The sequence below is a fragment of the Mycobacterium sp. NGS57 genome, from assembly GCF_059812405.1.
On sequence record NZ_JCALCP010000003.1, the window covers coordinates 1 to 21,723 of the forward strand.

Below are 21,723 nucleotides of genomic sequence, written 5' to 3' on the forward strand. Positions count from 1 at the left end.
GCAATACCTGATGCTGGACTACGACTGCCCGCGCTCGGTCCTGGACAAGGCCACCGCGATCACCCCGGGCCTGGAGTCGCCGACCATCGCCCCGCTGGCCGACCCGGACTGGGTGGCCATTCGCGCGCTGGTGCCCCGCCGCGGCGTCAACGAGATCATGGACGAACTGGCGGCGATCGGTGCCAAGGCGATCCTGGCTTCGGACATCCGGTTCTGCCGGTTTTGATCACGGTGGTGAAGCGCCACCTGTGTTAGCGTCCGCCCTGAGGCAGAGGAGGCCGCCGTGACCCACGCACTGGTTCTGTTGATGGCGTTGCTGATCGGTGTCGTCGCCGGCCTGCGGTCGCTGACGGCCCCGGCCGTGGTCGCCTGGGCGGCCTTCCTCACCTGGATCAACCTGCACGGGACCTGGGCTGCCTGGGTGGCCAACATCATCACGGTGGTGATCCTGACCGTTCTCGCGGTCGGCGAACTGGTCAACGACAAGCTGCCCAAGACGCCGGCACGCACCGCGCCACCGATTTTCGCCGCCCGGCTCGTCATGGGCGGGTTTGCCGGCGCCGTCATCGGCGCGGCGTGGCATTACACGTTCAGCTCGCTCGGGGCCGGCGTCATCGGCGCGGTGCTGGGCACCCTCGGCGGCTACCACGCGCGCCGGCGGCTGGTGGCCGCCCGCGGCGGGCAGGACCTGCCGATCGCGCTGCTCGAGGACGCCATCGCGATCCTGGGGGGCTTTGCGGTTCTCGCGCTGACGGCCCACCTGTGACGCAGCGTTTCGACGCGATCGTCGTCGGCGCCGGGCAGGCCGGGCCTCCACTGGCGGGCCGGCTGACGGCCGCCGGGCAACGCGTCGCGGTGATCGAGCGCAACCTGATCGGCGGCACCTGCGTCAACACCGGATGCATCCCGACCAAGACGCTGGTGGCCAGCGCGCACGCCGCGCACTTGGCCCGGCGCGCAGCGGAATACGGCGTCGGGGCCGGTCCCGTCAGCGTCGACATGGCGAAGGTCAAGGCGCGCAAGGACGGCATCATGCTCGCCGATCGCCGCGGTGTCGAAAGCTGGCTGAACGGCATGGACGGCTGCACCGTCGTTCGCGGCCACGCGCGTTTCACGGACCCGCACACCGTCGACGTCGATGGCGAGCAGCTGCGCGCCGACCGGATCTTCCTCAACGTCGGCGGCCGCGCGGTGGTGCCCGACATCCCGGGCCTGTCCGACGTGGAGTTCCTCACCAACACCTCGATCCTTGAACTCGACACCGTGCCAAGCCATCTCGTCATCCTCGGCGGCAGCTACATAGCGCTGGAATTCGCGCAGATGTATCGCCGCTTCGGCGCCCGGGTGACGGTGGTCGAGCGCGGCCCACGCCTGGCGTCCCGCGAAGACGGGGACGTCTCCGCCACGGTCCGGGACATCCTGGAGGCCGAGGGCATCGACGTCGTCGTCGGCGCCGACGACGTGCGAATCATCAAGAGCGACAATGGATTTCAGCTCACACCGAGCGCCGGGGCCGTCCCCATCGCCGGCAGTCACCTGCTGGTGGCGGTGGGCCGGCGGCCCAACACCGACGACCTGAACCTGCCGGCGGCCGGCGTCAAGACCGACGCGCGCGGCTTCATCGAGGTCGACGACCAGCTCAAGACCAATGTCGATCACATCTGGGCGATGGGCGATTGCAACGGCAAAGGCGCCTTCACCCACACCTCCTACAACGACTTTGAGATCGTCGCCGCCAACCTGCTCGATGAGGACCCCCGCCGGGTGAGCGACCGCATCACCACCTACGCGCTCTACATCGACCCGCCGCTGGGGCGCGCCGGCCTGACCGTCGAGCAGGCCCACGCGTCGGGGCGCAGGGCGCTGGTCGGCAAGCGGCCGATGACCAGGGTCGGGCGGGCGGTGGAAAAGGGTGAGACGCAAGGCTTTATGAAGATCGTGGTGGACGCCGACACCGACGAGATCCTGGGCGCCGCGATCCTCGGCGTCGGCGGCGACGAGGCGATCCACGCCATTCTGGACGTCATGTCGGCCAAGGCGCCCTACACCACGCTGTCGCGCACCATGCACATCCACCCCACCGTCAGCGAGCTGATTCCCACGATGCTGCAGGAGATGTCGCCGCTCGACTGACCGTCACCGGCGCTGGATCAGCAGCGTCTGCGCCGACGTCCCGATGAACCCGTCGCGGTCGAACACCTCGGCCGTGGTGACTCCGATGCCGTCCGGCCCGATCGACGCGCGGGCGCGCAGCGCGAAGTCGTTGCCGGCCGGAAGCCGGTGCAGGTGGACGACGGTGTCGGTGTTCATGAACACGAACCGGTCCGGGTCGAGGACCTTGCCCACGCCGTTCGCGCAGTCGACGACGCCGGCCAGCCGCTGTAGCGCCGACATGGGTTCGGCCTCGACGACGTGGACCAGTGGGCTGAACCAGGACACCGCCGCCGGCTGCCCGTCGGTGTCCTGCGGGCGCCAGCGGATCGCGTCGAAGTAGCCGCCGGCATCGGCGAACGGGGCCGGAAGCGGTTGGGCGGCGCCCTCCGTCAGCGGCGGGTAGCGGTCGCACGCGACGTCGGCGGTGTCGGTGGCGGCCAGCAGCCACGCCGTCACCCGCGCCGCCGCGCGCGGGGGCGCGCCGTCGCGGGCGGCCGACAGCTCGGCGGCCATCATGCAGACCCGCGAGCCCGGGCGCTCCACCCACGCGCGGGCGCGAAGGGGTTGCACCGGAACTGCGCCCAGGATGTCCAGGCTCAGCCGGCCGACGCGCAGCCCGGAGCCCGCCGCGAGCTCTTCGATCAGCTTGGTCAGCAGAGCCAAGGGCGGCGAGCCGTGCTGCAGTTCGGGACCCCAGTTGCTGCGCGTGAAGTCGGTCGGAGCAAACGACTGATAGTCGCCTTCGGGCGGGAGGCGACGGTAGAAGCAGCCGGTCATGCCGCCGGTTCGGTCGGTTGCGAAACGGCTTGCGGCGCCGTGTGTTCCGGCCAGCCGGGGTAGGGCGGCGGCGTTCCCCCGAATGCCGGGCAGAGCTGTTGGTGGGCGCACCAGTCGCACAGCCGCGACGGGCTGGGCCGGAAATCGCCCGTCGGCGCGGCGTGTTGGATGGCGCGCCAGATCGCGATCAGGGTCTTCTCGAAGCGCATCAGCTCGTCGTGGTCGGGCGTGTAGTCCAGCACCTGACCGTCGGCCAGGTAGATGATCCGCAGCCGGGTGGCCAGCACCCCGCGGGACCGCAGCAGCGCCACCGCGTAGAACTTCATCTGGAACATCGCCTTGAACTCGGCGAGCGCCCGCGCTTCCGGCGGCGCCTTGCCGGTCTTGTAGTCGACCACGCGCAGCTCCCCGGTGGCGGCGACGTCGATGCGATCGATGAAGCCGCGCAGCAGTGTGCCGTCGGCGAGCTCGACCTCCACCCGCTCCTCGCAGCATTGCGGGTCGAAGCGGGTCGGGTCCTCCAGCCGGTAGTAGCCGCACAGCAGCGCGCGGGCCTCGTCCAGCAGTTGGCTCTTCTGTTCGGGGTCCAGCTCGGCGGCCAGGTCGGGTTCGGCCGCGATCACCCGGTCCCAGGCGGGCTCGACCAGCGAGCTCGCGGTGTCGGGAACGCGCTGCCCCGCGGGCAGGCCGTAGAGCTGCTCGAGTGCCGCGTGCACCACCGACCCCCGCAGCTGCGCCGCCGACGGCGCCTCGGGCAGCCGGTCGATGGCCCGGAACCGATACAGCAGCGGGCACTGTTTGAAGTCCGCCGCCCGCGACGGCGAGAGGGCCGGCCGGGAAGCCGGCCGCACCGCGTCTTCCTCCGGCCGAACCGTCATACACGCAGCCTAGAACCGGGTGCCGACAACCCCGGGCAGTTCGGCGGGCGCGTCGGCTGGCACGCTAGACGGCGTGTCCGGAACCGGCCCATTCACCGCTGGTGAACGCGTCCAGCTCACCGACGCCAAGGGCCGGCACTACACGATGACGCTCACTGCCGGCGCCGAGTTTCACACCCATCGCGGCGCCATCGCCCACGACGCGCTGATCGGCCTCGAACAGGGCAGCGTCGTCAAGTCCAGCAACGGCGCGCCGTTCCTGGCGCTGCGCCCGCTGCTGGTCGACTACGTGATGTCGATGCCCCGCGGGCCGCAGGTGATCTATCCCAAGGACGCCGCCCAGATCGTGCACGAGGGCGACATCGGTCCCGGGGCCCGCGTGCTGGAGGCCGGGGCGGGTTCCGGCGCGCTGACCTGCTCGCTGCTGCGCGCCGTCGGGCCCGACGGCCTGGTGGTCTCCTATGAGCAGCGCGCCGACCACGCCGAGCACGCCCGCCGCAACGTGGAGGTGTTCTGCGGCGGGGCGCCCGACAACTGGCAGCTCATCATCGACGACCTCAACGATTCCACCCTGCCCGACGGCTCGTTCGACCGCGCCGTGCTCGACATGCTCGCGCCCTGGGACGTCCTCGGGGCCGCCGCGCGCCTGCTGGTTCCCGGCGGGGTGCTCATGATCTATGTGGCCACGGTCACCCAGCTGTCGCGGGTGGTCGAAGCCCTGCGGGCCCAGCAGTGCTGGACCGAACCGCGGTCCTGGGAGACGCTGCAGCGCGGGTGGAACGTCGTCGGGCTGGCCGTTCGGCCGCAGCATTCGATGCGCGGGCACACCGCGTTCCTGATCTTCACCCGGCGCCTGGCGCCCGGCGTGGTCGCCCCGGTGCCGCTGGGCCGCAAGCGCGAGGGCCGCGACGGCTGAGCGGGCGAGCCGGGGGGCCGCGAGAGTGCAGCTGCCGACGTGTTGTTCGAGTGGGGCCGTAGATAGGTGCACTTTCGCGGCGGCGGGCCGGCCTCACTGGTCGTCGCTGCGTACCAGACCCCGCCGCGCCGCCAGCAGCTCGAACTCGGGATGCGCGGCCACCAGGCGTTCGGCCGCGTCCAGCACGTCGACGACGTGGTTGCGGTCACCGGACACAACGGCGACGCCGACGCCCGCGCGCCGGTGCAGGTCCTGGGCGCCCGTTTCGGCGGCCGACACGCTGAACTTGCGCCGCAACTCGGCCACGACGGGACGGATCACCGTCCGCTTCTGTTTGAGGGACCGCACGTCGCCGAGCAGCACGTCGAACTCGAGCCAGCCGATCCACATCGCAACTCAGCCGGGGGGACCGGGCGACGGTGGCGGCGGCGCGGGGCTTGCCGGTGTGCTCCCTGTTGCCGAGTTGCCCAGGGCCAGCAGCATTTCCGCGGTCCGCCGAGAGAGCTGCCAACCGCCCTGGAATGGGGTGAACTCCATCGGGAAGGTGAAGGTGCCATTGTTGGCCTGGGCGGTGTTGACGGTGACGGTGGCGGTCACGTGGGACGGGTTCTTGTCCGACCAGGCGAGGTTCTTGGCCACGAACGTCATCGGAAGGTAGCCGTTGTCCCGCAGCGCCTTGGTGAACTTGTCCAGGGTGCCCGCGTTGTCGGGGGTTGCGCCCTCGACGAGGTTCACCTTGTCGATGCCGGGCACGTTGGGGTCGGCCAGCCGGTTCAGCACGTCGATCAGCGCCTCGGGGGCGGGCAGGGGAGCGGTGGGCGGGGCCGCGACCACGAGCGGGGTCGACGTGCCCGTGACCGCCGAGGACGAGGACGCCACGACCTTGGGCCCGGCGTGCGAGCACCCGGCGACCGCGACCGTCACCGCGGCGGCGCCCAGCGCAACCTGCAGGCCTAGCCGCGTCCAGGGGGCAACCACGGGCCAACGGGTGCAATGGATGTCACACCGGACGTCGGCGCGACGGGAAAGACGGCGCCGGCGGAGCCGGTTGGGAGGGCGTTTGGGGCCACGGCTGTCCTTTCGATCGGCGCGATTCGTGGCAGAGATTACCAGTGCAGCCAAAGTCTTAGCTTTTCGTTGGTATTTGACTGCCCACATCAACCCGCAATCGCCGGTAGCGTTGAAGTATCCACCGCACTTTCGCGGCGGGAAAGGGGCGCAACATGGGTGACTCAGAGCGTTCTGAAGCATTCGGCAACGCACGTGAAACTGGCATGTCCAGCGGCGACGCTGCCGAGTTGGAACAGCTACGCCGTGAGGCAGCAGTGCTGCGCGAGCAACTGGACAACACGGTGGGATCCCACGGCAGCGCTCGCTCCGCCCGTGACGTGCACCAGCTCGAGGCCCGTATCGACTCCCTTGCCGCCCGCAACTCCAAGCTGATGGAGACCCTCAAGGAAGCTCGCCAGCAACTGCTGGCGCTGCGCGAAGAGGTCGACCGGCTGGGTCAGCCGCCCAGCGGCTACGGCGTTTTGCTGGGGGCGCACGACGACGACACCGTCGACGTGTTCACCTCGGGCCGCAAGATGCGCCTGACCTGCTCGCCCAACATCGAGGTCGCTTCGCTGCGCAAGGGCCAGACCGTCCGTCTCAACGAGGCGCTGACCGTGGTCGAGGCCGGCACGTACGAGTCGGTCGGCGAGATCTCCACCCTGCGCGAGGTGCTCAACGACGGGCACCGCGCCCTCGTCGTCGGCCACGCCGACGAGGAGCGCATCGTATGGCTGGCCGAGCCGCTGGTCGCCGAGGATTTGCCCGACGGCGTGCCCGACGCCCTCAACGACGACACCAAGCCGCGCAAGCTGCGCCCCGGCGACTCGCTGCTGGTGGACACCAAGGCCGGCTATGCCTTCGAGCGCATCCCCAAGGCCGAGGTCGAGGACCTGGTGCTGGAGGAGGTGCCGGACGTCAGCTACTCAGACATCGGCGGCCTGACCCGCCAGATCGAGCAAATCCGCGACGCCGTCGAGCTGCCGTTCCTGCACAAGGAGCTCTACCGCGAGTACGCGCTGCGCCCGCCCAAGGGTGTGCTGCTCTACGGCCCGCCCGGCTGCGGTAAGACGTTGATCGCCAAGGCCGTCGCCAACTCGCTGGCCAAGAAGATGGCCGAGGTCCGCGGCGACGACGCCCGCGAGGCCAAGTCCTACTTCCTGAACATCAAAGGTCCCGAGCTGCTGAACAAGTTCGTCGGCGAAACCGAGCGCCACATCCGGCTGATCTTCCAGCGGGCCCGGGAGAAGGCGTCGGAGGGGACGCCGGTGATCGTGTTCTTCGACGAGATGGACTCGATCTTCCGCACCCGCGGCACCGGGGTTTCCTCGGACGTGGAGACCACGGTGGTCCCGCAGTTGTTGAGCGAGATCGACGGCGTCGAGGGCCTGGAGAACGTCATCGTGATCGGCGCCTCCAACCGCGAGGACATGATCGACCCCGCGATCCTGCGGCCCGGTCGCCTCGACGTGAAGATCAAGATCGAGCGCCCGGATGCCGAAGCGGCGCAAGACATCTTCTCGAAGTATTTGACCGAGGCGCTGCCGGTGCACGCCGACGACCTGGCCGAGTTCGACGGCGACCGCACCGCCTGCATCAAGGCGATGATCGAAAAGGTCGTCGACCGGATGTACGCCGAGATCGACGACAACCGGTTCCTGGAGGTCACCTACGCCAACGGTGACAAGGAGGTCATGTACTTCAAGGACTTCAACTCCGGGGCGATGATCCAGAACGTCGTCGACCGCGCGAAGAAGAACGCGATCAAGTCGGTGCTGGAAACCGGCCAGCCGGGCCTGCGCATCCAGCACCTGCTCGACTCGATCGTCGACGAGTTCGCCGAGAACGAAGACCTGCCCAACACCACCAACCCCGATGACTGGGCGCGGATTTCGGGCAAGAAGGGCGAGCGGATCGTCTACATCCGCACGCTGGTCACAGGCAAGAGCTCGAGCGCGTCGCGGGCCATCGACACCGAGTCGAACCTGGGCCAGTACCTGTAGGCGCAGTCGCCGTTCGGGTCAGCCGGTTTCCAGCGAGTAGCTGTTGGTCAGGTTGTCCTGCAGCACCTCGGCGGCCTGGGTCCGGGTGTCCACCCGCAGTTCTTCGGTGAGTACGCGCGACTGGTAACTCCACCCCCTGGGCAGGTCGAGCCGGCCGGCCAGCCCGGGCAGGTCCTCGCGGCTCAGGTTGGGGTCGGCGACCTGGCTCCAGGTCTGCATGACCCAGCGCTGCCCCCGGGGGTCGACGAGTTCGTAGATCTCCTCGCCGGCGTTGAACACGAACACCGTATGGCGGCTCACCTTGTTGACGGTGAACGGCGCCGGGTTCATCGACGACAGCAGGACAGTCGCCTGCAGGATCATCTCGATGCCCCCGAAGCTCTTCGTGATCTGCGGGCCCTGCGGCCGCTTTTCGATGGCGTTCATCAGCCAGTACCGCGGGCCGTTGAGAAGCGCTGCGGCCGCGCCGTTTTCGGTGGCGATGGCGTGCGCATCCAGTGCCGACCACAACTCGGCGGGACAATCGTTGAGCGGAAAGCTGTTGTAGACCGCGGCCTGCGGGCCGGCCTCGCCGGGCGTCACGAGAAGTACTTCGCCATAACGTTTCCCGGCCAAATCGGTCACCTTGTGAAATTAATCACTACCCCCGTCGGCGTCAACTTCACACGCGGTGACGGCCACGGCGCCGCGGTAGCGGTTGCGCGCGATCAACGTCGTGCGCAGGTCGTCGATCAGTGGGTCGAGGAACGTGGCGCGGTACTCGGCGTCGCCGGCCGCGCGGGCGCTGATGTACATGAACGTCAGGGCGCCGAGGAACAGGGTCATGTGGATCAGCGAATCGGGCACCGGCAGCGTGAATCCCAGCACCGTCGCGGTGCTGGTATAGGTGTGGGTCCATTCATTCAGCAGCGACGGCGTGAGCACGATCAGCCCCAGAATCAGGTAGATGGTGGCGGTGACCACGGCCACCACTAGGATCTGCGCCAGCTGCGAGGCGGCCAGCACGAATACCACGTTGAGGCGTTCGGCCCGTTTCAGCGGCGCGCAATCGCCGACGTCCGGCATCGTCGCGAACGGCGTGTCGACAAGCCGCTCAGCGTCTTTGGGGTCATTACCTTGCACGGCCGCCGTGCGCAGGGCCGGCCGGACGCGTTCACCGGTGGCGGAGACGACGAAGACCGCGGCGATGGACAGCAGGAACGCGATCGCCAGCGCCAGCCGGTCCCCGCTGATCGTCGTCGACATGATCCACACATAACTGTTGAAAAACACCAGGGCGGTCAGCAACACCACCGGCAGGGCTCGCACGGCCAGGGCGCCCACCGTCGCAAGGTGCGACAGCATCATGCGCACCGCCCACCCGACGACCGACCCGACGCCGCAGCCGGTCAGAAGCAGCACCGCCGCGACGACGACGGCGTCCTGGGCCAGGTTGGTCGCACCGCCGACGATGGTGCTCACGCAAGCCACGACGAGCACGGCGACGGTCGCCGCGCCCGCGCGGGCCCGGCCGCCGCGCAACCCCGACACCAGCCACCCGACGACGCTCATCGTGGGAAGCGCGAGGCCGACGATGGTCAGCACGATCACTTCGGAGGTAGTGGGCTCGCCGGCGATCTCGACGTCATGGCCGCCGGTGATCAGGTAGAGCGCCAGCGCGCAGGCCTGCAGCGCCGCATACGCCGCCAGCATCGGGGCCGACCGCGGCCACAGCCGCCGCCAACGGGACCGCCTCGTCAGCACCGCCGGCAAACCCCGCTGCAGGAACCAGCTTTCGGCGGCCGCGCCGGATAGCCCCATGCGGGCTCACCCTAGTGCCCGAGGCGCGCCAGTCCGGCCGTTCTCGCGAGCATTTACCCCCACTTCGCGGGCTATATGGTCACCGGGCCTATCTTGAAGGAATGCAACGGATTATCGGCACGGAGGTCGAGTACGGCATTTCCTCGCCGTCGGACCCGACCGCCAACCCGATCCTCACCTCGACGCAGGCGGTCCTGGCCTATGCGGCGGCCGCCGGGATTCAGCGCGCCAAACGCACGCGCTGGGACTACGAGGTGGAATCGCCGCTGCGTGACGCCCGCGGCTTCGACCTGAGCCGCTCGGCCGGGCCCCCACCGGTCGTCGACGCCGACGAGGTCGGCGCGGCCAACATGATCCTGACCAACGGCGCGCGCCTCTACGTCGACCACGCCCACCCCGAATACTCCGCCCCCGAATGCACCGACCCGTTGGACGCGGTGATCTGGGACAAGGCCGGCGAGCGCGTGATGGAGGCCGCGGCGCGGCACGTCGCCAGCGTGCCCGGCGCCGCCAAGCTGCAGCTTTACAAGAACAACGTTGACGGCAAGGGCGCCTCGTACGGCTCCCACGAGAACTACCTGATGAGCCGCCAGACGCCGTTCTCGGCCATCATCGCGGGCCTGACACCGTTTTTCGTTTCCCGGCAGGTCGTCACCGGCTCGGGACGCGTCGGCATCGGCCCCGCCGGCGACGAGCCCGGCTTCCAGCTGTCCCAGCGCTCCGACTACATCGAGGTCGAGGTCGGGCTGGAGACCACGCTCAAACGCGGCATCATCAACACCCGCGACGAGCCGCACGCCGATGCCGACCGGTATCGGCGCCTGCATGTCATCATCGGCGACGCCAACCTCGCCGAGACGTCGACGTACCTGAAGCTGGGCACCACGGCGCTGGTGCTCGACCTGATCGAAGAGGGCCCCGCGCACGGGATAGACCTGAGCGACCTCGCGTTGGCGCGGCCGGTGCACGCCGTGCATGCCATCAGCCGCGACCCGTCGTTGCGGGTCGCGGTGGCCCTGGCCGACGGCCGTGAACTGACCGGCCTTGCGCTGCAACGGGTCTATCTCGATCGGGTGGCCAAGCTGGTCGACAGCCGCGACCCCGACCCCCGCGCATCCGACGTCGTCGAGACCTGGGCCGACGTGCTCGACAAACTCGAGCGCGACCCGATGGACTGCGCCGAATTGCTGGACTGGCCCGCCAAGCTGCGCCTGCTCGACGGCTTCCGACAGCGCGAGAACCTGAACTGGTCGGCGCCGCGGCTGCACCTCGTCGACCTGCAGTATTCCGACGTCCGGCTGGACAAGGGCCTGTACAACCGGCTCGTCGCGCGCGGCTCGATGAAGCGCCTGGTCACCGAGCACCAGGTGCTCGAGGCCGTCGACAAGCCGCCCACGGACACGCGCGCCTACTTCCGCGGCGAATGCCTGCGCAGGTTCGGCGCCGACATCGCCGCGGCGAGCTGGGACTCGGTGATTTTCGACCTCGGCGGCGATTCGCTGGTGCGCATCCCGACGCTCGAGCCGCTGCGCGGCAGCAAGGCGCATGTGGGCGCGTTACTGGACTCCGTGGACAGCGCCGTCGAACTGGTGGAACAACTGACCAGCTAAGCCCGTTAGACCGGGAAACGCGGGGATCCACCGGTGTTGACCGGTAATGTAGGGAAACAGGCCCAGAACCAACCAGGAGGCGGCGATGGCTCAGGAGCAGACCAAGCGTGGCGGTGGCGGCGGCGACGATGACGACTTCGCCGACGGCACTGCCGCGGGCCAGGAGCGTCGCGAAAAGTTGGCCGAGGAAACCGACGATCTGCTCGACGAGATTGACGACGTCCTTGAGGAAAACGCCGAGGACTTCGTCCGCGCGTACGTCCAAAAGGGCGGACAGTGACCTGGCCGTCCTCCCATCGCCTGTCCACCAATTCCGCACTTCCAGCGAGCCCGGCCGTAGACCTTTCTTCGTTTGCTGACTTCCTTCGCCGCCAGGCGCCCGAGTTGCTGCCGGCCAGTTTCGGGGGAGCCGCGCAGCCCGGCGGCGCCGGGGCCCAGCTGCCACACGGCACCACCATCGTCGCGCTGAAATACCCCGGCGGCGTCGTCATCGCCGGCGACCGCCGCTCCACGCAGGGCAACATGATCGCGGGCCGCGACGTGAAGAAGGTGTACATCACCGACGACTACACGGCGACGGGCATCGCCGGCACCGCGGCGATCGCCGTCGAGTTCGCCCGCCTGTACGCGGTGGAACTCGAGCACTACGAGAAGCTCGAAGGCGTACCGCTGACGTTCGCCGGAAAGGTCAACCGGCTCGCGATCATGGTGCGCGGCAACCTGGCCGCGGCGATGCAAGGTTTGGTGGCGCTGCCGCTGCTGGCCGGGTACGACATCCACGCGGCGGACCCCGAAAGCGCCGGCCGCATCGTCTCGTTCGACGCCGCCGGCGGCTGGAACATCGAGGAAGAGGGCTACCAGGCGGTGGGGTCGGGCTCGATCTTCGCCAAGTCGTCGATGAAGAAGCTGTATTCGCAAGTCGCCGATGCCAATTCGGCGGTGCGGGTGGCCGTCGAGGCGCTCTACGACGCCGCCGACGACGACTCGGCCACCGGCGGGCCGGATCTGGTCCGCGGCATTTACCCGACGGCGGTCACCATCGGCGCCGAGGGTGCGGCCGACGTGCCGGAGAGCCGCATCGCCGAGCTTGCCCGTGAAGTCATCGAAAGCCGCTCGCGCGCAGACACTTTCGGTCCCGACGCCGAGCCGCGAGGTGAGAAGTGAGTTTCCCGTATTTCATCTCGCCCGAGCAGGCGATGCGCGAGCGCAGCGAGCTCGCGCGCAAGGGCATCGCGCGGGGCCGCAGCGTGGTCGCGCTGGCCTACGCCGGTGGTGTGCTGTTCGTCGCGGAGAACCCGTCGCGCTCGTTGCAGAAGATCAGCGAGCTCTACGACCGCGTCGGCTTCGCGGCCGCGGGAAAGTTCAACGAATTCGACAACCTGCGCCGCGGCGGGATTCAGTTCGCCGATACCCGCGGCTACGCCTACGACCGTCGCGATGTGACCGGTCGGCAGCTGGCCAACGTCTACGCGCAGACGCTGGGCACCATCTTCACCGAGCAGGCCAAGCCCTACGAGGTGGAATTGTGCGTCGCCGAGGTCGCGCACTTCGGTGAGACGAAACCGCCTGAGCTGTACCGGATTACCTATGACGGGTCCATCGCCGACGAGCCGCACTTCGTGGTGATGGGCGGGACCACCGAGCCGATCACCACCGCGCTGAAGGAGTCGTACGCCGAGAACGCCGACCTCACCGACGCCGTGCGGATCGCGGTCGGCGCGTTACGCGCCGGCAGCGCCAACGGTGGCTCGAGCGAGCAGCCCCCACTGGACGTGTCCAACCTGGAGGTGGCCATCCTCGACGCCAACCGGCCGCGGCGGGCGTTTCGGCGGATCAGCGGTCCCGCGCTGGAATCGTTGCTGCAGAAGGCGGACGCCAAGGGCGCCAAGGGATCCAAGGACGCCAAGGACGCCAAGGACGCCAAGGACGCCAAGGACGCCAAGGCCGCCAAGGACACTAAGGATGCCAAAGACGCGTCGGCCGACGGCAAGTCATAGGACTAGCGCGTTGCTCTGAGCCGGCCACTCGGCCCGCCATTGAGCGTGAAGCGTGGGCTTTCGCAGTGAAGCCTGGGCGGCTAACCGACCAAAATCCCGCCCTGCGCGCGCACCCAATGCCATGGCCTCGCACTGGGCGCATCCCTTGCGTGACAGCATGCTGTCAATAATCTTGATGCTATGCTGTCAAGATGCGGACCACGGTGACATTGGACGACGACGTCGAGCACTTGGTGCGACGCCGGATGGCCGAGCGGCACGTGTCCTTCAAAAAAGCGCTGAACGACGCGATCCGTGACGGCGCCGCGGGGGGAACCGAACCGCGCCGGTTCGCGACCCGCACCGCTGACCTCGGTGTCCCCGCGGTCAACCTCGATCGGGCGCTACAGCTTGCCGCCGAACTCGAAGACGAGGAACTCGTTCGCCGTCAGCGGCGTCGGTCTTAACAATGAAGATCGTCGACGCCAATGTGCTGCTCTATGCGGTCAACACGTCGAGCGAACATCACGCGCCGTCCGTGCGCTGGCTCGACGACGCGCTGTCGGGCGCCGACAGCGTCGGCTTCGCCTGGGTTCCATTGCTGGCCTTCGTCCGGCTCGCGACCAAGGACGGGCTGTTTCCGCGGCCGCTGACTCCGGCCGAGGCCACTGGTCAGGTCGCCGACTGGCTGGCCGCGCCGAGCGCGGTGCTGGTGAATCCGACGGCGGCGCACGCCGAGATCCTGGCCAGGATGGTGGGGCAAGTCGGAGCCGGCGGCAACCTCGTCAACGACGCGCACCTGGCCGCGCTTGCCGTCGAGCATCGCGCCAGCATCGTGTCGTACGACAGTGACTTCGGCCGATTCCCCGGGGTGCGCTGGGACCTGCCGTCGGCCCCGCCCGGTCGATGAGAACGGGCCTCCTGCGGCGACGTCACTGAGGCTTCCGCATACACAATGGGCGCGGCTTCCGCACCCTGGCCCCCGGACAACCAGTACCCTCGATTACGTGCAGCGGCGAATCATGGGGATCGAGACCGAGTTCGGTGTTACCTGCACGTTCCACGGCCATCGCCGCCTGTCCCCGGATGAGGTCGCCCGCTACCTGTTCCGCCGGGTGGTGTCGTGGGGCCGCAGCTCCAACGTCTTCCTGCGCAACGGGGCGCGCCTCTACCTCGACGTCGGCAGCCACCCCGAGTACGCCACGGCCGAATGCGACAGCCTGGTGCAGCTAGTCACGCACGACCGCGCCGGCGAATGGGTGCTCGAAGACCTGCTCGTCGACGCCGAGCAGCGCCTGGCCGACGAGGGCATCGGCGGCGACATCTACCTGTTCAAGAACAACACCGACTCGGCGGGCAACTCGTATGGCTGCCACGAGAACTACCTGATCGTGCGGGCCGGCGAGTTCTCCCGGATCTCCGATGTGCTGCTGCCGTTCCTGGTCACCCGCCAGCTGATCTGCGGCGCGGGCAAGGTGCTGCAGACGCCGAAGGCGGCCACGTTCTGCCTGTCGCAGCGCGCCGAGCACATCTGGGAGGGCGTCTCCAGCGCCACCACCCGATCACGCCCGATCATCAACACCCGCGACGAGCCGCACGCCGACGCCGAGAAGTACCGGCGGCTGCACGTCATCGTCGGCGACTCCAACATGTGCGAGACGACCACCATGCTCAAGGTGGGCACCGCCGCGCTGGTGCTGGAGATGATCGAGGCCGGGGTCCCCTTCCGCGACTTCTCCCTGGACAACCCGATCCGCGCCATCCGCGAGGTCAGCCACGACGTCACGGGCCGGCGGCCGGTGCGGCTGGCCGGCGGGCGCCAGGCCAGCGCGCTGGACATCCAGCGCGAGTACTACAGCCGCGCCGTCGAGCACCTGCAGACCCGGGAGCCCAACGCGCAGATCGAGCAGGTCGTCGACCTGTGGGGCCGCCAGCTCGACGCCGTCGAGAGCCAGGATTTCGCGAAGGTGGACACCGAGATCGACTGGGTGATCAAGCGCAAGCTGTTCCAGCGTTACCAGGACCGCTACGACATGGAGCTGTCCGACCCCAAGATCGCCCAGCTGGATTTGGCCTACCACGACATCAAGCGCGGGCGTGGCGTCTTCGATCTGCTGCAGCGCAAGGGCCTGGCCGCTCGTGTCACCACGGACGAGGACATCGCCGAGGCCGTCGACAACCCGCCGCAGACTACCCGCGCCCGGTTGCGCGGGGAGTTCATCAGTGCCGCCCAGGCGGCGGGCCGCGACTTCACCGTCGACTGGGTGCACCTCAAGCTCAATGACCAGGCCCAGCGCACCGTGCTGTGCAAGGACCCGTTCCGGTCCGTCGACGAGCGGGTCAAGCGGCTGATCGCGAGCATGTAGCCGGACGAATGGCGATCTCGAAAGTCGAGCGGCTGGTCAACCTCGTCATCGCTCTGCTGTCCACCCGCGGCTACATCACCGCCGAAAAGATCAGGTCCAGCGTCGCCGGCTATTCCGACAGCCCGTCCGCCGAGGCGTTCTCGCGGATGTTCGAGCGCGACAAGAACGAGCTGCGCGACCTCGGCATCCCCCTCGAGGTCGGCCGGGTCTCGGTGACCGACCCCACCGAGGGCTACCGGATCAACCGCGACGCCTATGCGCTGCCGCCGGTCGAGCTGACTCCGGACGAGGCGGCCGCGGTGGCCGTCGCGACGCAATTGTGGGAGTCACCCGAGCTGATCACCGCCACCCAGGGCGCGTTGCTCAAGCTGCGCGCCGCCGGGGTCGACGTCGACGCCGTCGATGCCGCCGCCCCGGTAGCCATCGCGTCCCCGGGCGGCGTGCCGGGGCTGCGCGGGTCGGAGGACGTTCTCGGAATCCTGTTGTCCGCCATCGATTCTCGTCAGGCCGTGCAATTCCCGCACCGGCCCTCGCGGGCCGAGCCCTTCGCCACGCGCACGGTCGAGCCGTGGGGCGTGGTCACCGAGAAGGGTCGTTGGTATCTGGTGGGCCACGACCGCGACCGCGACGCCACCCGCACGTTCCGGCTGTCCCGGATCGGCGCCGACGTCACCCCGGTCGGCCCGGCCGGTGCCGTCACCGTGCCCGACGGCGTGGACCTGCGCAAGATCGTGACCCAGACGGTCAACGAAGTTTCCGCGGCGCCGACGCTCGGGCGGGCCCGGGTGTGGGTCGCCGACGGCCGTGCGACCGCGCTGCGACGCGCCGGAACGCCAACGGCCCCACGGCAATTGGGTGGCCGCGACGGCGAGGTGATCGAACTCGACATCGGGTTTGCCGACCAGCTCGCGCGCGACATCGCCGGCTATGGCGCCGATGCCGTCGTGCTCGAGCCGGAGTCCCTGCGCGACGACGTGCTGGCCCGATTGGAAGGCCAGGCGCAATGACACTCATCTCCACCCGGCTGGTCCGGCTGCTCAACATGGTGCCGTATTTCCAAGCCAACCCGAGGGTCACCCGGGCCAAGGCCGCCGCGGATCTGGGGGTGTCGGCCAAGCAGCTGGAGGACGACCTCAACCAGCTCTGGATCTGCGGCTTGCCCGGCTATTACCCGGGCGACCTCATCGATTTCGAGTTCTCTGGCGACACCATCGAGGTGACGTTCTCCGCGGGCATCGACCGGCCGCTCAAGCTCACCTCGCCGGAGGCGACGGGCCTGCTGGTGGCGCTGCGGGCGCTGGCCGACATCCCGGGCGTGGTCGATCCGCAGGCGGCGCGCAGCGCGATCGCCAAGATCGAGGCCGCCGCCGGCGCCGTCGGCCAGGACGGCACGATGGCCGCCGTCGACGAGCGCGCACCCGCCGAAAGCCGGGCCGCGGCCGCGGTGCGCAGGGCGGTACAGGACAAACGCGCGCTGGCGATCGACTACTACTCCGCCTCCCATGACACCCTGACCAGCCGGATCGTCGACCCGATCCGGGTCCTGCTGATCGGCGGTCACAGCTACCTGGAGGCCTGGTCGCGGGAGGCCGAAGGCGTTCGTTTGTTCCGTTTCGACCGGATCGTGGAGGCCCGCGACCTGGGAGAGCCGGCCGCCGCCCCCGAACCGGCGCTGCAGGCGCCGCCGGATACCTCGCTGTTCGAGGGCGACCCGTCCCTGCCGTCGGCCAAGCTCCTGGTGGCGCCCTCGGCCTCGTGGATGTTCGAGTACTACCCGATGCGCGACGTGCGCGAGTTGGCCGGCGGATCGTGCGAGGCCGTCATGACCTATGCCTCCGAGGACTGGATGACGCGCCTGGTGCTCGGCTTCGGGTCGGCGGTGCGGGTGCTGGAACCGCAGCCGCTGGCCAAGCGGGTGCGGGAGGCCGCCACCGCCGCGCTGCAGTCCTACCAGGTCGCGGCGCGCTCCCACTAGGTCGGGGCCTCGCTGCGGTAGCATCGGGTGGACGTCTGGAGGTAATCAAAGTGGGCAGTCTTAGTCCGTGGCACTGGGCGATCCTCGCGGTCGTCGTGGTCCTGCTGTTCGGTGCCAAGAAGCTCCCCGATGCGGCGCGGTCGTTGGGCAAGTCGATGCGCATCTTCAAGTCCGAGATCCGGGAAATGCAGACCGAGGGCAAGCCCGAAGCGCACTCCATCGAGAATCCCCAGCCCGTGCAGTCGCAGCGGGTCGACCCGCCGGCGGCCACCGAGCAGGGGCACACCGAAGCGCGCCCGGCCTAGCCGCGCCGCCGCGGTGCCCGAGCGCGACTGACGAAACGTCGTGAAAGGTTTCAGGGTTTCAGCGCGCCCCGCCGGCCTGCTGAAACGGCTCAACCCCCGCAACAGGCGCAGCCGCACCAACCCCGACGCGACGATGTCGCTGGTCGACCACCTGACCGAGCTGCGTACCCGGCTGCTGATCGCGCTGGCGGCGATCCTGATCACGACGATCTTCGGGTTCGTCTGGTACTCGCACTCGATTTTCGGGCTGGAAAGCCTCGGCGAATGGCTGCGCCACCCGTACTGTTCGCTGCCGCAGTCGGCCCGCGCGAGCATCAGCGCCGACGGGCAGTGCCGGCTGCTGGCGACCGCGCCGTTCGACCAGTTCATGCTGCGGCTCAAGGTGGGGCTGACCGCCGGGGTCGTGCTGGCCTGCCCGGTGTGGTTCTACCAGCTGTGGGCGTTCATCACCCCGGGGCTCTACCAGAAGGAGCGCCGCTTCGCGATCGGCTTCGTGATCCCCGCGGTGGTGTTGTTCCTGGGCGGCGCGGTGCTGGCGTACTTCGTGCTGTCCAAGGCGCTCGGTTTTTTGCTGACCGTCGGCAGCGACGTGCAGGTGACCGCGCTGTCGGGGGACCGGTACTTCGGCTTCCTGATCAACCTGCTGGTCGTGTTCGGCGTCAGCTTCGAGTTCCCGCTGCTGATCGTCATGCTCAACATGACCGGCATGCTGCCCTACCAGCGGCTCAAGGCGTGGCGGCGCGGGCTGATCTTCGCGATGTTCGTCTTCGCGGCGGTGTTCACGCCGGGATCCGATCCCTTCTCGATGACGGCGCTCGGGATGGCGCTGTCGGTGCTCCTCGAGTTCGCCATCCAGATCGCGCGGCTGCACGACCGGCGCAAGGCCAAGCGCGAGGCCCAGGCGGCGATCCCCGACGACGAGGCCTCGGTCATCGAGCCGCCCTCGCCGATAGCGGAGTCGATACCCGAGCCGTCCATCATCGCCGGGAGCCATGACGACGTCACATAACCCCCACCCCCCTCGCGAGCGGGCGTGTTGGTACCGCGACACGCCGCATTTCATGTACATCTGCGGACGCTCGCGTCATCGGGCGACGGCGTGACCGAGCTCGCCGAGCTGGACCGGTTCGCCGCGGAGCTACCCTTTGCCCTCGACGACTTTCAGCAGCGGGGCTGCGCGGCGCTGGAACGCGGTCACGGCGTGCTGGTCTGTGCGCCGACCGGCGCCGGCAAGACGGTGGTCGGCGAATTCGCCGTACACCTGGCGCTGGCGGCCGGCGGCAAGTGCTTCTACACCACCCCGCTGAAGGCCCTGAGCAACCAGAAGCACACCGATTTGACCGCGCGCTACGGTCGCGACCGGATCGGGCTCCTGACCGGAGACATGTCGGTAAACGGCGACGCGCCCGTCGTGGTGATGACCACCGAAGTGCTGCGCAACATGCTGTACGCGAATTCGCCTGCGCTGCAAGGTCTTTCCCATGTGGTGATGGACGAGGTGCATTTCCTTGCCGACCGGATGCGGGGGCCGGTGTGGGAGGAGGTGATCCTGCACCTGCCCGACGAGGTGCGGCTGGTCAGCCTGTCGGCGACGGTGAGCAATGCCGAGGAGTTCGGCGGCTGGATCCAGACCGTTCGCGGCGACACCACCGTCGTCGTCGACGAACACCGGCCCGTCCCGCTGTGGCAGCACGTCCTGGTGGGCAAGCGCCTGTTCGACCTGTTCGACCCCGGGGCCGAAGCACCCGAAGCCGACACGTCGCGCGGCCCCCGTGTTGATCCGGACCTGGTGCGCCACATCGCCCATCGCCGCGAGGCGGACCGGATGTCGGACTGGCACAGTCCCCGGAGGGGACGGGGGGGTCAGGGGCGGCCACGTTTCTACCGGCCGCCCGCGCGGCCCGACGTGCTCGCGATCCTGGACTCCCAGGGCCTGCTGCCGGCGATCACGTTCGTGTTTTCGCGGGCGGGCTGTGACGCCGCGGTGCAGCAATGCCTGCGATCGCCGCTGCGGCTGACCACCGAGGAGGAGCGCGCCCAGATCGCGGAGGTGATCGACCACCGCTGCGGCGACCTGGCCGACGCCGACCTGGCCGTGCTGGGCTACTACGAGTGGCGCGAGGGGCTGTTGCGCGGCCTGGCCGCCCACCACGCCGGCATGCTGCCGGCGTTTCGGCACACGGTCGAGCAGCTGTTCACCGCCGGCCTGGTCAAGGCGGTGTTCGCCACCGAAACCCTGGCGCTCGGCATCAACATGCCCGCACGCACCGTCGTGCTCGAGCGGCTGGTGAAGTTCAACGGCGAGCAGCACGCGGCGCTGACGCCGGGCGAGTACACCCAGCTGACCGGCCGCGCCGGCCGGCGCGGCATCGACGTCGAGGGGCACGCGGTGGTGCTGTGGAACCCCGGCGAGGAGACCACCGAACCCGCCGCGGTGGCCGGGCTGGCGTCCACCCGCACCTTCCCGCTGCGCAGTTCGTTCGCCCCGTCGTACAACATGACGATCAACCTGGTTCAGCACATGGGCCCCCAACAGGCGCACGAGCTGCTCGAGCAGTCGTTCGCCCAGTACCAGGCCGACCGCTCCGTCGTCGGCCTGGTCCGCGGCATCGAACGCGGCAAGCGGATGCTCGACGAGATCGCCGGCGAGCTCGGCGGGCACGACGCGCCGATCTTCGAATACGCCCGGCTGCGCGCGCGCATCTCCGACATGGAGCGCGCGCAGTCGCGCGCGTCGCGGCTGCAGCGGCGGCAGGCGGCCAGCGACGCGCTGGCCGCGTTGCGCCGCGGCGACATCATCAACATCACCCACGGCCGCCGCGGCGGTCTGGCGGTGGTGCTGGAGTCGGCCCGCGACAGCTTCGACCCACGACCGCTGGTGCTCACCGAGAACCGTTGGGCGGGACGGATTTCGACGGCCGACTACACGGGGGCGTCGGCGCCGGTGGGATCGATGTCGTTGCCCAAGCGGGTCGAACACCGCCAGCCGCGGGTCCGGCGCGACCTCGCCTCGGCGCTGCGCTCGGCCGTCTCCGGACTGGACCTCCCGACCGCCCGCCGCGGCGGCCGCGGCGACACCGACGGCGCATTTCACGATCCGGAGCTGTCGTCGTTGCGGGAGCAGCTGCGCCGCCATCCCGCGCACAACGGGCCGGGCCTCGAAACCCGGATGCGTCAGGCCGAGCGGTATCTGCGCATCGAACGCGACAACGCGCAGCTGGAGAAAAAGGTGGGCGCCGCCACCAACTCGTTGGCCCGCACGTTCGACCGGATCGTCGGGCTGCTCACCGAACGGGGCTTCATCGAGGGGCCGGCCGACGACCCCCGCGTCACCGACGACGGCAGATTGCTGGCTCGCATCTACAGCGAGAGCGACCTGCTGGTGGCCGAATGCCTGCGCTCGGGGGCGTGGGCGGGGTTGAAGCCGGCCGAGTTGGCGGCGGTGGTGTCGGCGGTGCTGTACGAGTCCCGGGGCGGCGACGGCGGGGGCGCGGTGTTGGCGGCCGAGGTGCCCACGCAGCGATTGCGTCAGGCCCTGCAGCAGACGTCGCGGCTGTCCACCGCGCTGCGCGCCGACGAGCAGGCGCACCGGATCGTCCCCAGCCGCGAGCCCGACGACGGCTTTGTCCACGTCATCTACCGGTGGGCGCGGACGGGCGATCTGACCGCCGCTCTGGCGGCGGCCGATGCAGCCGGATCTGGTGCCCCGCTGTCGGCCGGGGACTTCGTGCGGTGGTGCCGCCAGGTGCTCGACCTGCTCGACCAGGTGCGCAACGCGGCGCCGGATCCCGAGCTGCGCGCGGCCGCCAAGCGCGCGATCAACGACGTCCGGCGCGGCGTCGTCGCAGTTGACGCCGGGTAGGCTGGGCGCGAGCTACCGTGGCAGGGCCGGGTAAACGAGGGACTTAACGAG

At 69.3% G+C, this 21,723-nt stretch carries 23 protein-coding genes; 17 read left to right on the forward strand and 6 right to left on the reverse strand.

From position 1 onward, the window contains the following. The 3 genes from hisG to AC5Y43_RS06390 all read left to right on the forward strand — a co-directional run. A partial coding sequence (gene hisG, locus AC5Y43_RS06380; protein WP_499970515.1) for an ATP phosphoribosyltransferase occupies positions 1–226 on the forward strand: 226 nt, incomplete at its 5' end. A 57-nt stretch (positions 227–283) separates the two neighbouring features. Continuing rightward, positions 284–766 carry a glycine zipper 2TM domain-containing protein gene (locus AC5Y43_RS06385; RefSeq protein ID WP_499970517.1) on the forward strand — a complete coding sequence of 161 codons (483 nt, stop codon included), beginning with the start codon at positions 284–286 and terminating at the stop codon, positions 764–766. After that, positions 763–2,133: an FAD-containing oxidoreductase gene (locus AC5Y43_RS06390; protein ID WP_499970519.1), complete on the forward strand. Its 1,371-nt coding sequence runs from the start codon at positions 763–765 to the stop codon at positions 2,131–2,133. Before AC5Y43_RS06385 ends, AC5Y43_RS06390 begins: the two co-directional genes overlap by 4 nt. Positions 2,134–2,136: 3 nt before the next feature. Here the strand turns inward: AC5Y43_RS06390 and AC5Y43_RS06395 are convergent, their stop codons facing one another. Next, on the reverse strand, positions 2,137–2,931 hold the full coding sequence (locus tag AC5Y43_RS06395) for a thioesterase family protein (protein ID WP_499970521.1): 795 nt from the start codon (positions 2,929–2,931) through the stop codon (positions 2,137–2,139). Beyond that, positions 2,928–3,809 (reverse strand): RecB family exonuclease, encoded by an 882-nt coding sequence (locus AC5Y43_RS06400; RefSeq protein ID WP_499970523.1) that lies wholly within the window; start codon positions 3,807–3,809, stop codon positions 2,928–2,930. Before AC5Y43_RS06400 ends, AC5Y43_RS06395 begins: the two co-directional genes overlap by 4 nt. A 73-nt stretch (positions 3,810–3,882) precedes the next feature. Here AC5Y43_RS06400 and trmI point away from each other — a divergent pair, with 73 nt between their 5' ends. Further along, entirely contained in the window at positions 3,883–4,725 is an 843-nt protein-coding gene (gene trmI / locus AC5Y43_RS06405) for a tRNA (adenine(58)-N(1))-methyltransferase TrmI (protein WP_499970525.1), read from the forward strand. Positions 4,726–4,818: 93 nt separating this feature from the next. Here trmI and AC5Y43_RS06410 read toward each other — a convergent pair whose 3' ends face one another. Next, positions 4,819–5,115: a DUF503 domain-containing protein gene (locus tag AC5Y43_RS06410; RefSeq protein WP_499970527.1), complete on the reverse strand. Its 297-nt coding sequence runs from the start codon at positions 5,113–5,115 to the stop codon at positions 4,819–4,821. A gap of 6 nt (positions 5,116–5,121) precedes the next feature. After that, complete coding sequence (gene lppK, locus AC5Y43_RS06415) at positions 5,122–5,703, reverse strand: lipoprotein LppK (RefSeq protein WP_499970529.1); 582 nt, start codon at positions 5,701–5,703, stop codon at positions 5,122–5,124. Between the two features lie 245 nt (positions 5,704–5,948). Between lppK and arc the strand changes: the two genes are divergently transcribed. Beyond that, positions 5,949–7,778: a proteasome ATPase gene (gene arc / locus AC5Y43_RS06420; protein WP_499970531.1), complete on the forward strand. Its 1,830-nt coding sequence runs from the start codon at positions 5,949–5,951 to the stop codon at positions 7,776–7,778. An 18-nt stretch (positions 7,779–7,796) separates the two neighbouring features. Here arc and AC5Y43_RS06425 read toward each other — a convergent pair whose 3' ends face one another. Together AC5Y43_RS06425 and AC5Y43_RS06430 are read right to left on the reverse strand one after the other, a co-directional pair. Further along, on the reverse strand, positions 7,797–8,402 hold the full coding sequence (locus tag AC5Y43_RS06425; protein WP_499970532.1) for a hypothetical protein: 606 nt from the start codon (positions 8,400–8,402) through the stop codon (positions 7,797–7,799). 9 nt (positions 8,403–8,411) lie between these two features. Beyond that, on the reverse strand, positions 8,412–9,578 hold the full coding sequence (locus AC5Y43_RS06430; protein WP_499970534.1) for a hypothetical protein: 1,167 nt from the start codon (positions 9,576–9,578) through the stop codon (positions 8,412–8,414). A 101-nt stretch (positions 9,579–9,679) separates the two neighbouring features. Between AC5Y43_RS06430 and dop the strand changes: the two genes are divergently transcribed. The 12 genes from dop (at position 9,680) to AC5Y43_RS06490 (ending at position 21,672) form a co-directional block, all read left to right on the forward strand. Continuing rightward, positions 9,680–11,188: a pup deamidase/depupylase gene (gene dop, locus AC5Y43_RS06435; protein ID WP_499970537.1), complete on the forward strand. Its 1,509-nt coding sequence runs from the start codon at positions 9,680–9,682 to the stop codon at positions 11,186–11,188. Between the two features lie 85 nt (positions 11,189–11,273). Continuing rightward, a complete protein-coding gene (locus AC5Y43_RS06440) occupies positions 11,274–11,468 on the forward strand; it encodes a ubiquitin-like protein Pup (RefSeq protein ID WP_067114400.1) in 195 nt (64 codons plus the stop codon). Then, a complete protein-coding gene (prcB, locus tag AC5Y43_RS06445; protein ID WP_499970539.1) occupies positions 11,465–12,352 on the forward strand; it encodes a proteasome subunit beta in 888 nt (295 codons plus the stop codon). The genes AC5Y43_RS06440 and prcB overlap by 4 nt, the downstream gene beginning before the upstream one ends. Beyond that, positions 12,349–13,185 carry a proteasome subunit alpha gene (gene prcA / locus AC5Y43_RS06450; RefSeq protein WP_499970540.1) on the forward strand — a complete coding sequence of 279 codons (837 nt, stop codon included), beginning with the start codon at positions 12,349–12,351 and terminating at the stop codon, positions 13,183–13,185. Before prcB ends, prcA begins: the two co-directional genes overlap by 4 nt. 191 nt (positions 13,186–13,376) lie before the next feature. Then, positions 13,377–13,631, forward strand: coding sequence for an antitoxin (locus AC5Y43_RS06455; RefSeq protein WP_499970542.1), 255 nt, complete (start codon positions 13,377–13,379; stop codon positions 13,629–13,631). Between the two features lie 2 nt (positions 13,632–13,633). Then, entirely contained in the window at positions 13,634–14,074 is a 441-nt protein-coding gene (locus AC5Y43_RS06460; RefSeq protein WP_499970544.1) for a type II toxin-antitoxin system VapC family toxin, read from the forward strand. A gap of 97 nt (positions 14,075–14,171) precedes the next feature. Next, the gene (gene pafA, locus AC5Y43_RS06465) at positions 14,172–15,530 is read left to right on the forward strand and encodes a Pup--protein ligase (RefSeq protein ID WP_499970546.1); all 1,359 of its coding nucleotides are present in this window, start codon (positions 14,172–14,174) and stop codon (positions 15,528–15,530) included. 8 nt (positions 15,531–15,538) lie between these two features. Further along, a complete protein-coding gene (locus AC5Y43_RS06470; protein ID WP_499970548.1) occupies positions 15,539–16,537 on the forward strand; it encodes a helix-turn-helix transcriptional regulator in 999 nt (332 codons plus the stop codon). Then, complete coding sequence (locus AC5Y43_RS06475) at positions 16,534–17,505, forward strand: helix-turn-helix transcriptional regulator (RefSeq protein WP_499970550.1); 972 nt, start codon at positions 16,534–16,536, stop codon at positions 17,503–17,505. Before AC5Y43_RS06470 ends, AC5Y43_RS06475 begins: the two co-directional genes overlap by 4 nt. A 50-nt stretch (positions 17,506–17,555) precedes the next feature. Beyond that, a complete protein-coding gene (gene tatA, locus AC5Y43_RS06480) occupies positions 17,556–17,810 on the forward strand; it encodes a Sec-independent protein translocase subunit TatA (protein ID WP_499970551.1) in 255 nt (84 codons plus the stop codon). 40 nt (positions 17,811–17,850) lie between these two features. After that, on the forward strand, positions 17,851–18,819 hold the full coding sequence (gene tatC / locus AC5Y43_RS06485; protein ID WP_499970552.1) for a twin-arginine translocase subunit TatC: 969 nt from the start codon (positions 17,851–17,853) through the stop codon (positions 18,817–18,819). 90 nt (positions 18,820–18,909) lie between these two features. Then, positions 18,910–21,672 carry a DEAD/DEAH box helicase gene (locus AC5Y43_RS06490; protein ID WP_499970554.1) on the forward strand — a complete coding sequence of 921 codons (2,763 nt, stop codon included), beginning with the start codon at positions 18,910–18,912 and terminating at the stop codon, positions 21,670–21,672. The last annotated feature ends 51 nt before the right edge of the window (positions 21,673–21,723 follow it).

Coding starts and splice junctions, on each gene's coding strand:
- AC5Y43_RS06395 (WP_499970521.1), bottom strand. CDS start 2,931: ATGACCGGCTGCTTCTACCGTCGCCTCCCGCCCGAAGGCGACTATCAG.
- dop (WP_499970537.1), top strand. CDS start 9,680: ATGCAACGGATTATCGGCACGGAGGTCGAGTACGGCATTTCCTCGCCG.
- AC5Y43_RS06475 (WP_499970550.1), top strand. CDS start 16,534: ATGACACTCATCTCCACCCGGCTGGTCCGGCTGCTCAACATGGTGCCG.
- AC5Y43_RS06470 (WP_499970548.1), top strand. CDS start 15,539: ATGGCGATCTCGAAAGTCGAGCGGCTGGTCAACCTCGTCATCGCTCTG.
- AC5Y43_RS06440 (WP_067114400.1), top strand. CDS start 11,274: ATGGCTCAGGAGCAGACCAAGCGTGGCGGTGGCGGCGGCGACGATGAC.
- AC5Y43_RS06410 (WP_499970527.1), bottom strand. CDS start 5,115: ATGTGGATCGGCTGGCTCGAGTTCGACGTGCTGCTCGGCGACGTGCGG.
- arc (WP_499970531.1), top strand. CDS start 5,949: ATGGGTGACTCAGAGCGTTCTGAAGCATTCGGCAACGCACGTGAAACT.
- AC5Y43_RS06460 (WP_499970544.1), top strand. CDS start 13,634: ATGAAGATCGTCGACGCCAATGTGCTGCTCTATGCGGTCAACACGTCG.
- AC5Y43_RS06400 (WP_499970523.1), bottom strand. CDS start 3,809: ATGACGGTTCGGCCGGAGGAAGACGCGGTGCGGCCGGCTTCCCGGCCG.
- AC5Y43_RS06455 (WP_499970542.1), top strand. CDS start 13,377: ATGCGGACCACGGTGACATTGGACGACGACGTCGAGCACTTGGTGCGA.
- AC5Y43_RS06430 (WP_499970534.1), bottom strand. CDS start 9,578: ATGGGGCTATCCGGCGCGGCCGCCGAAAGCTGGTTCCTGCAGCGGGGT.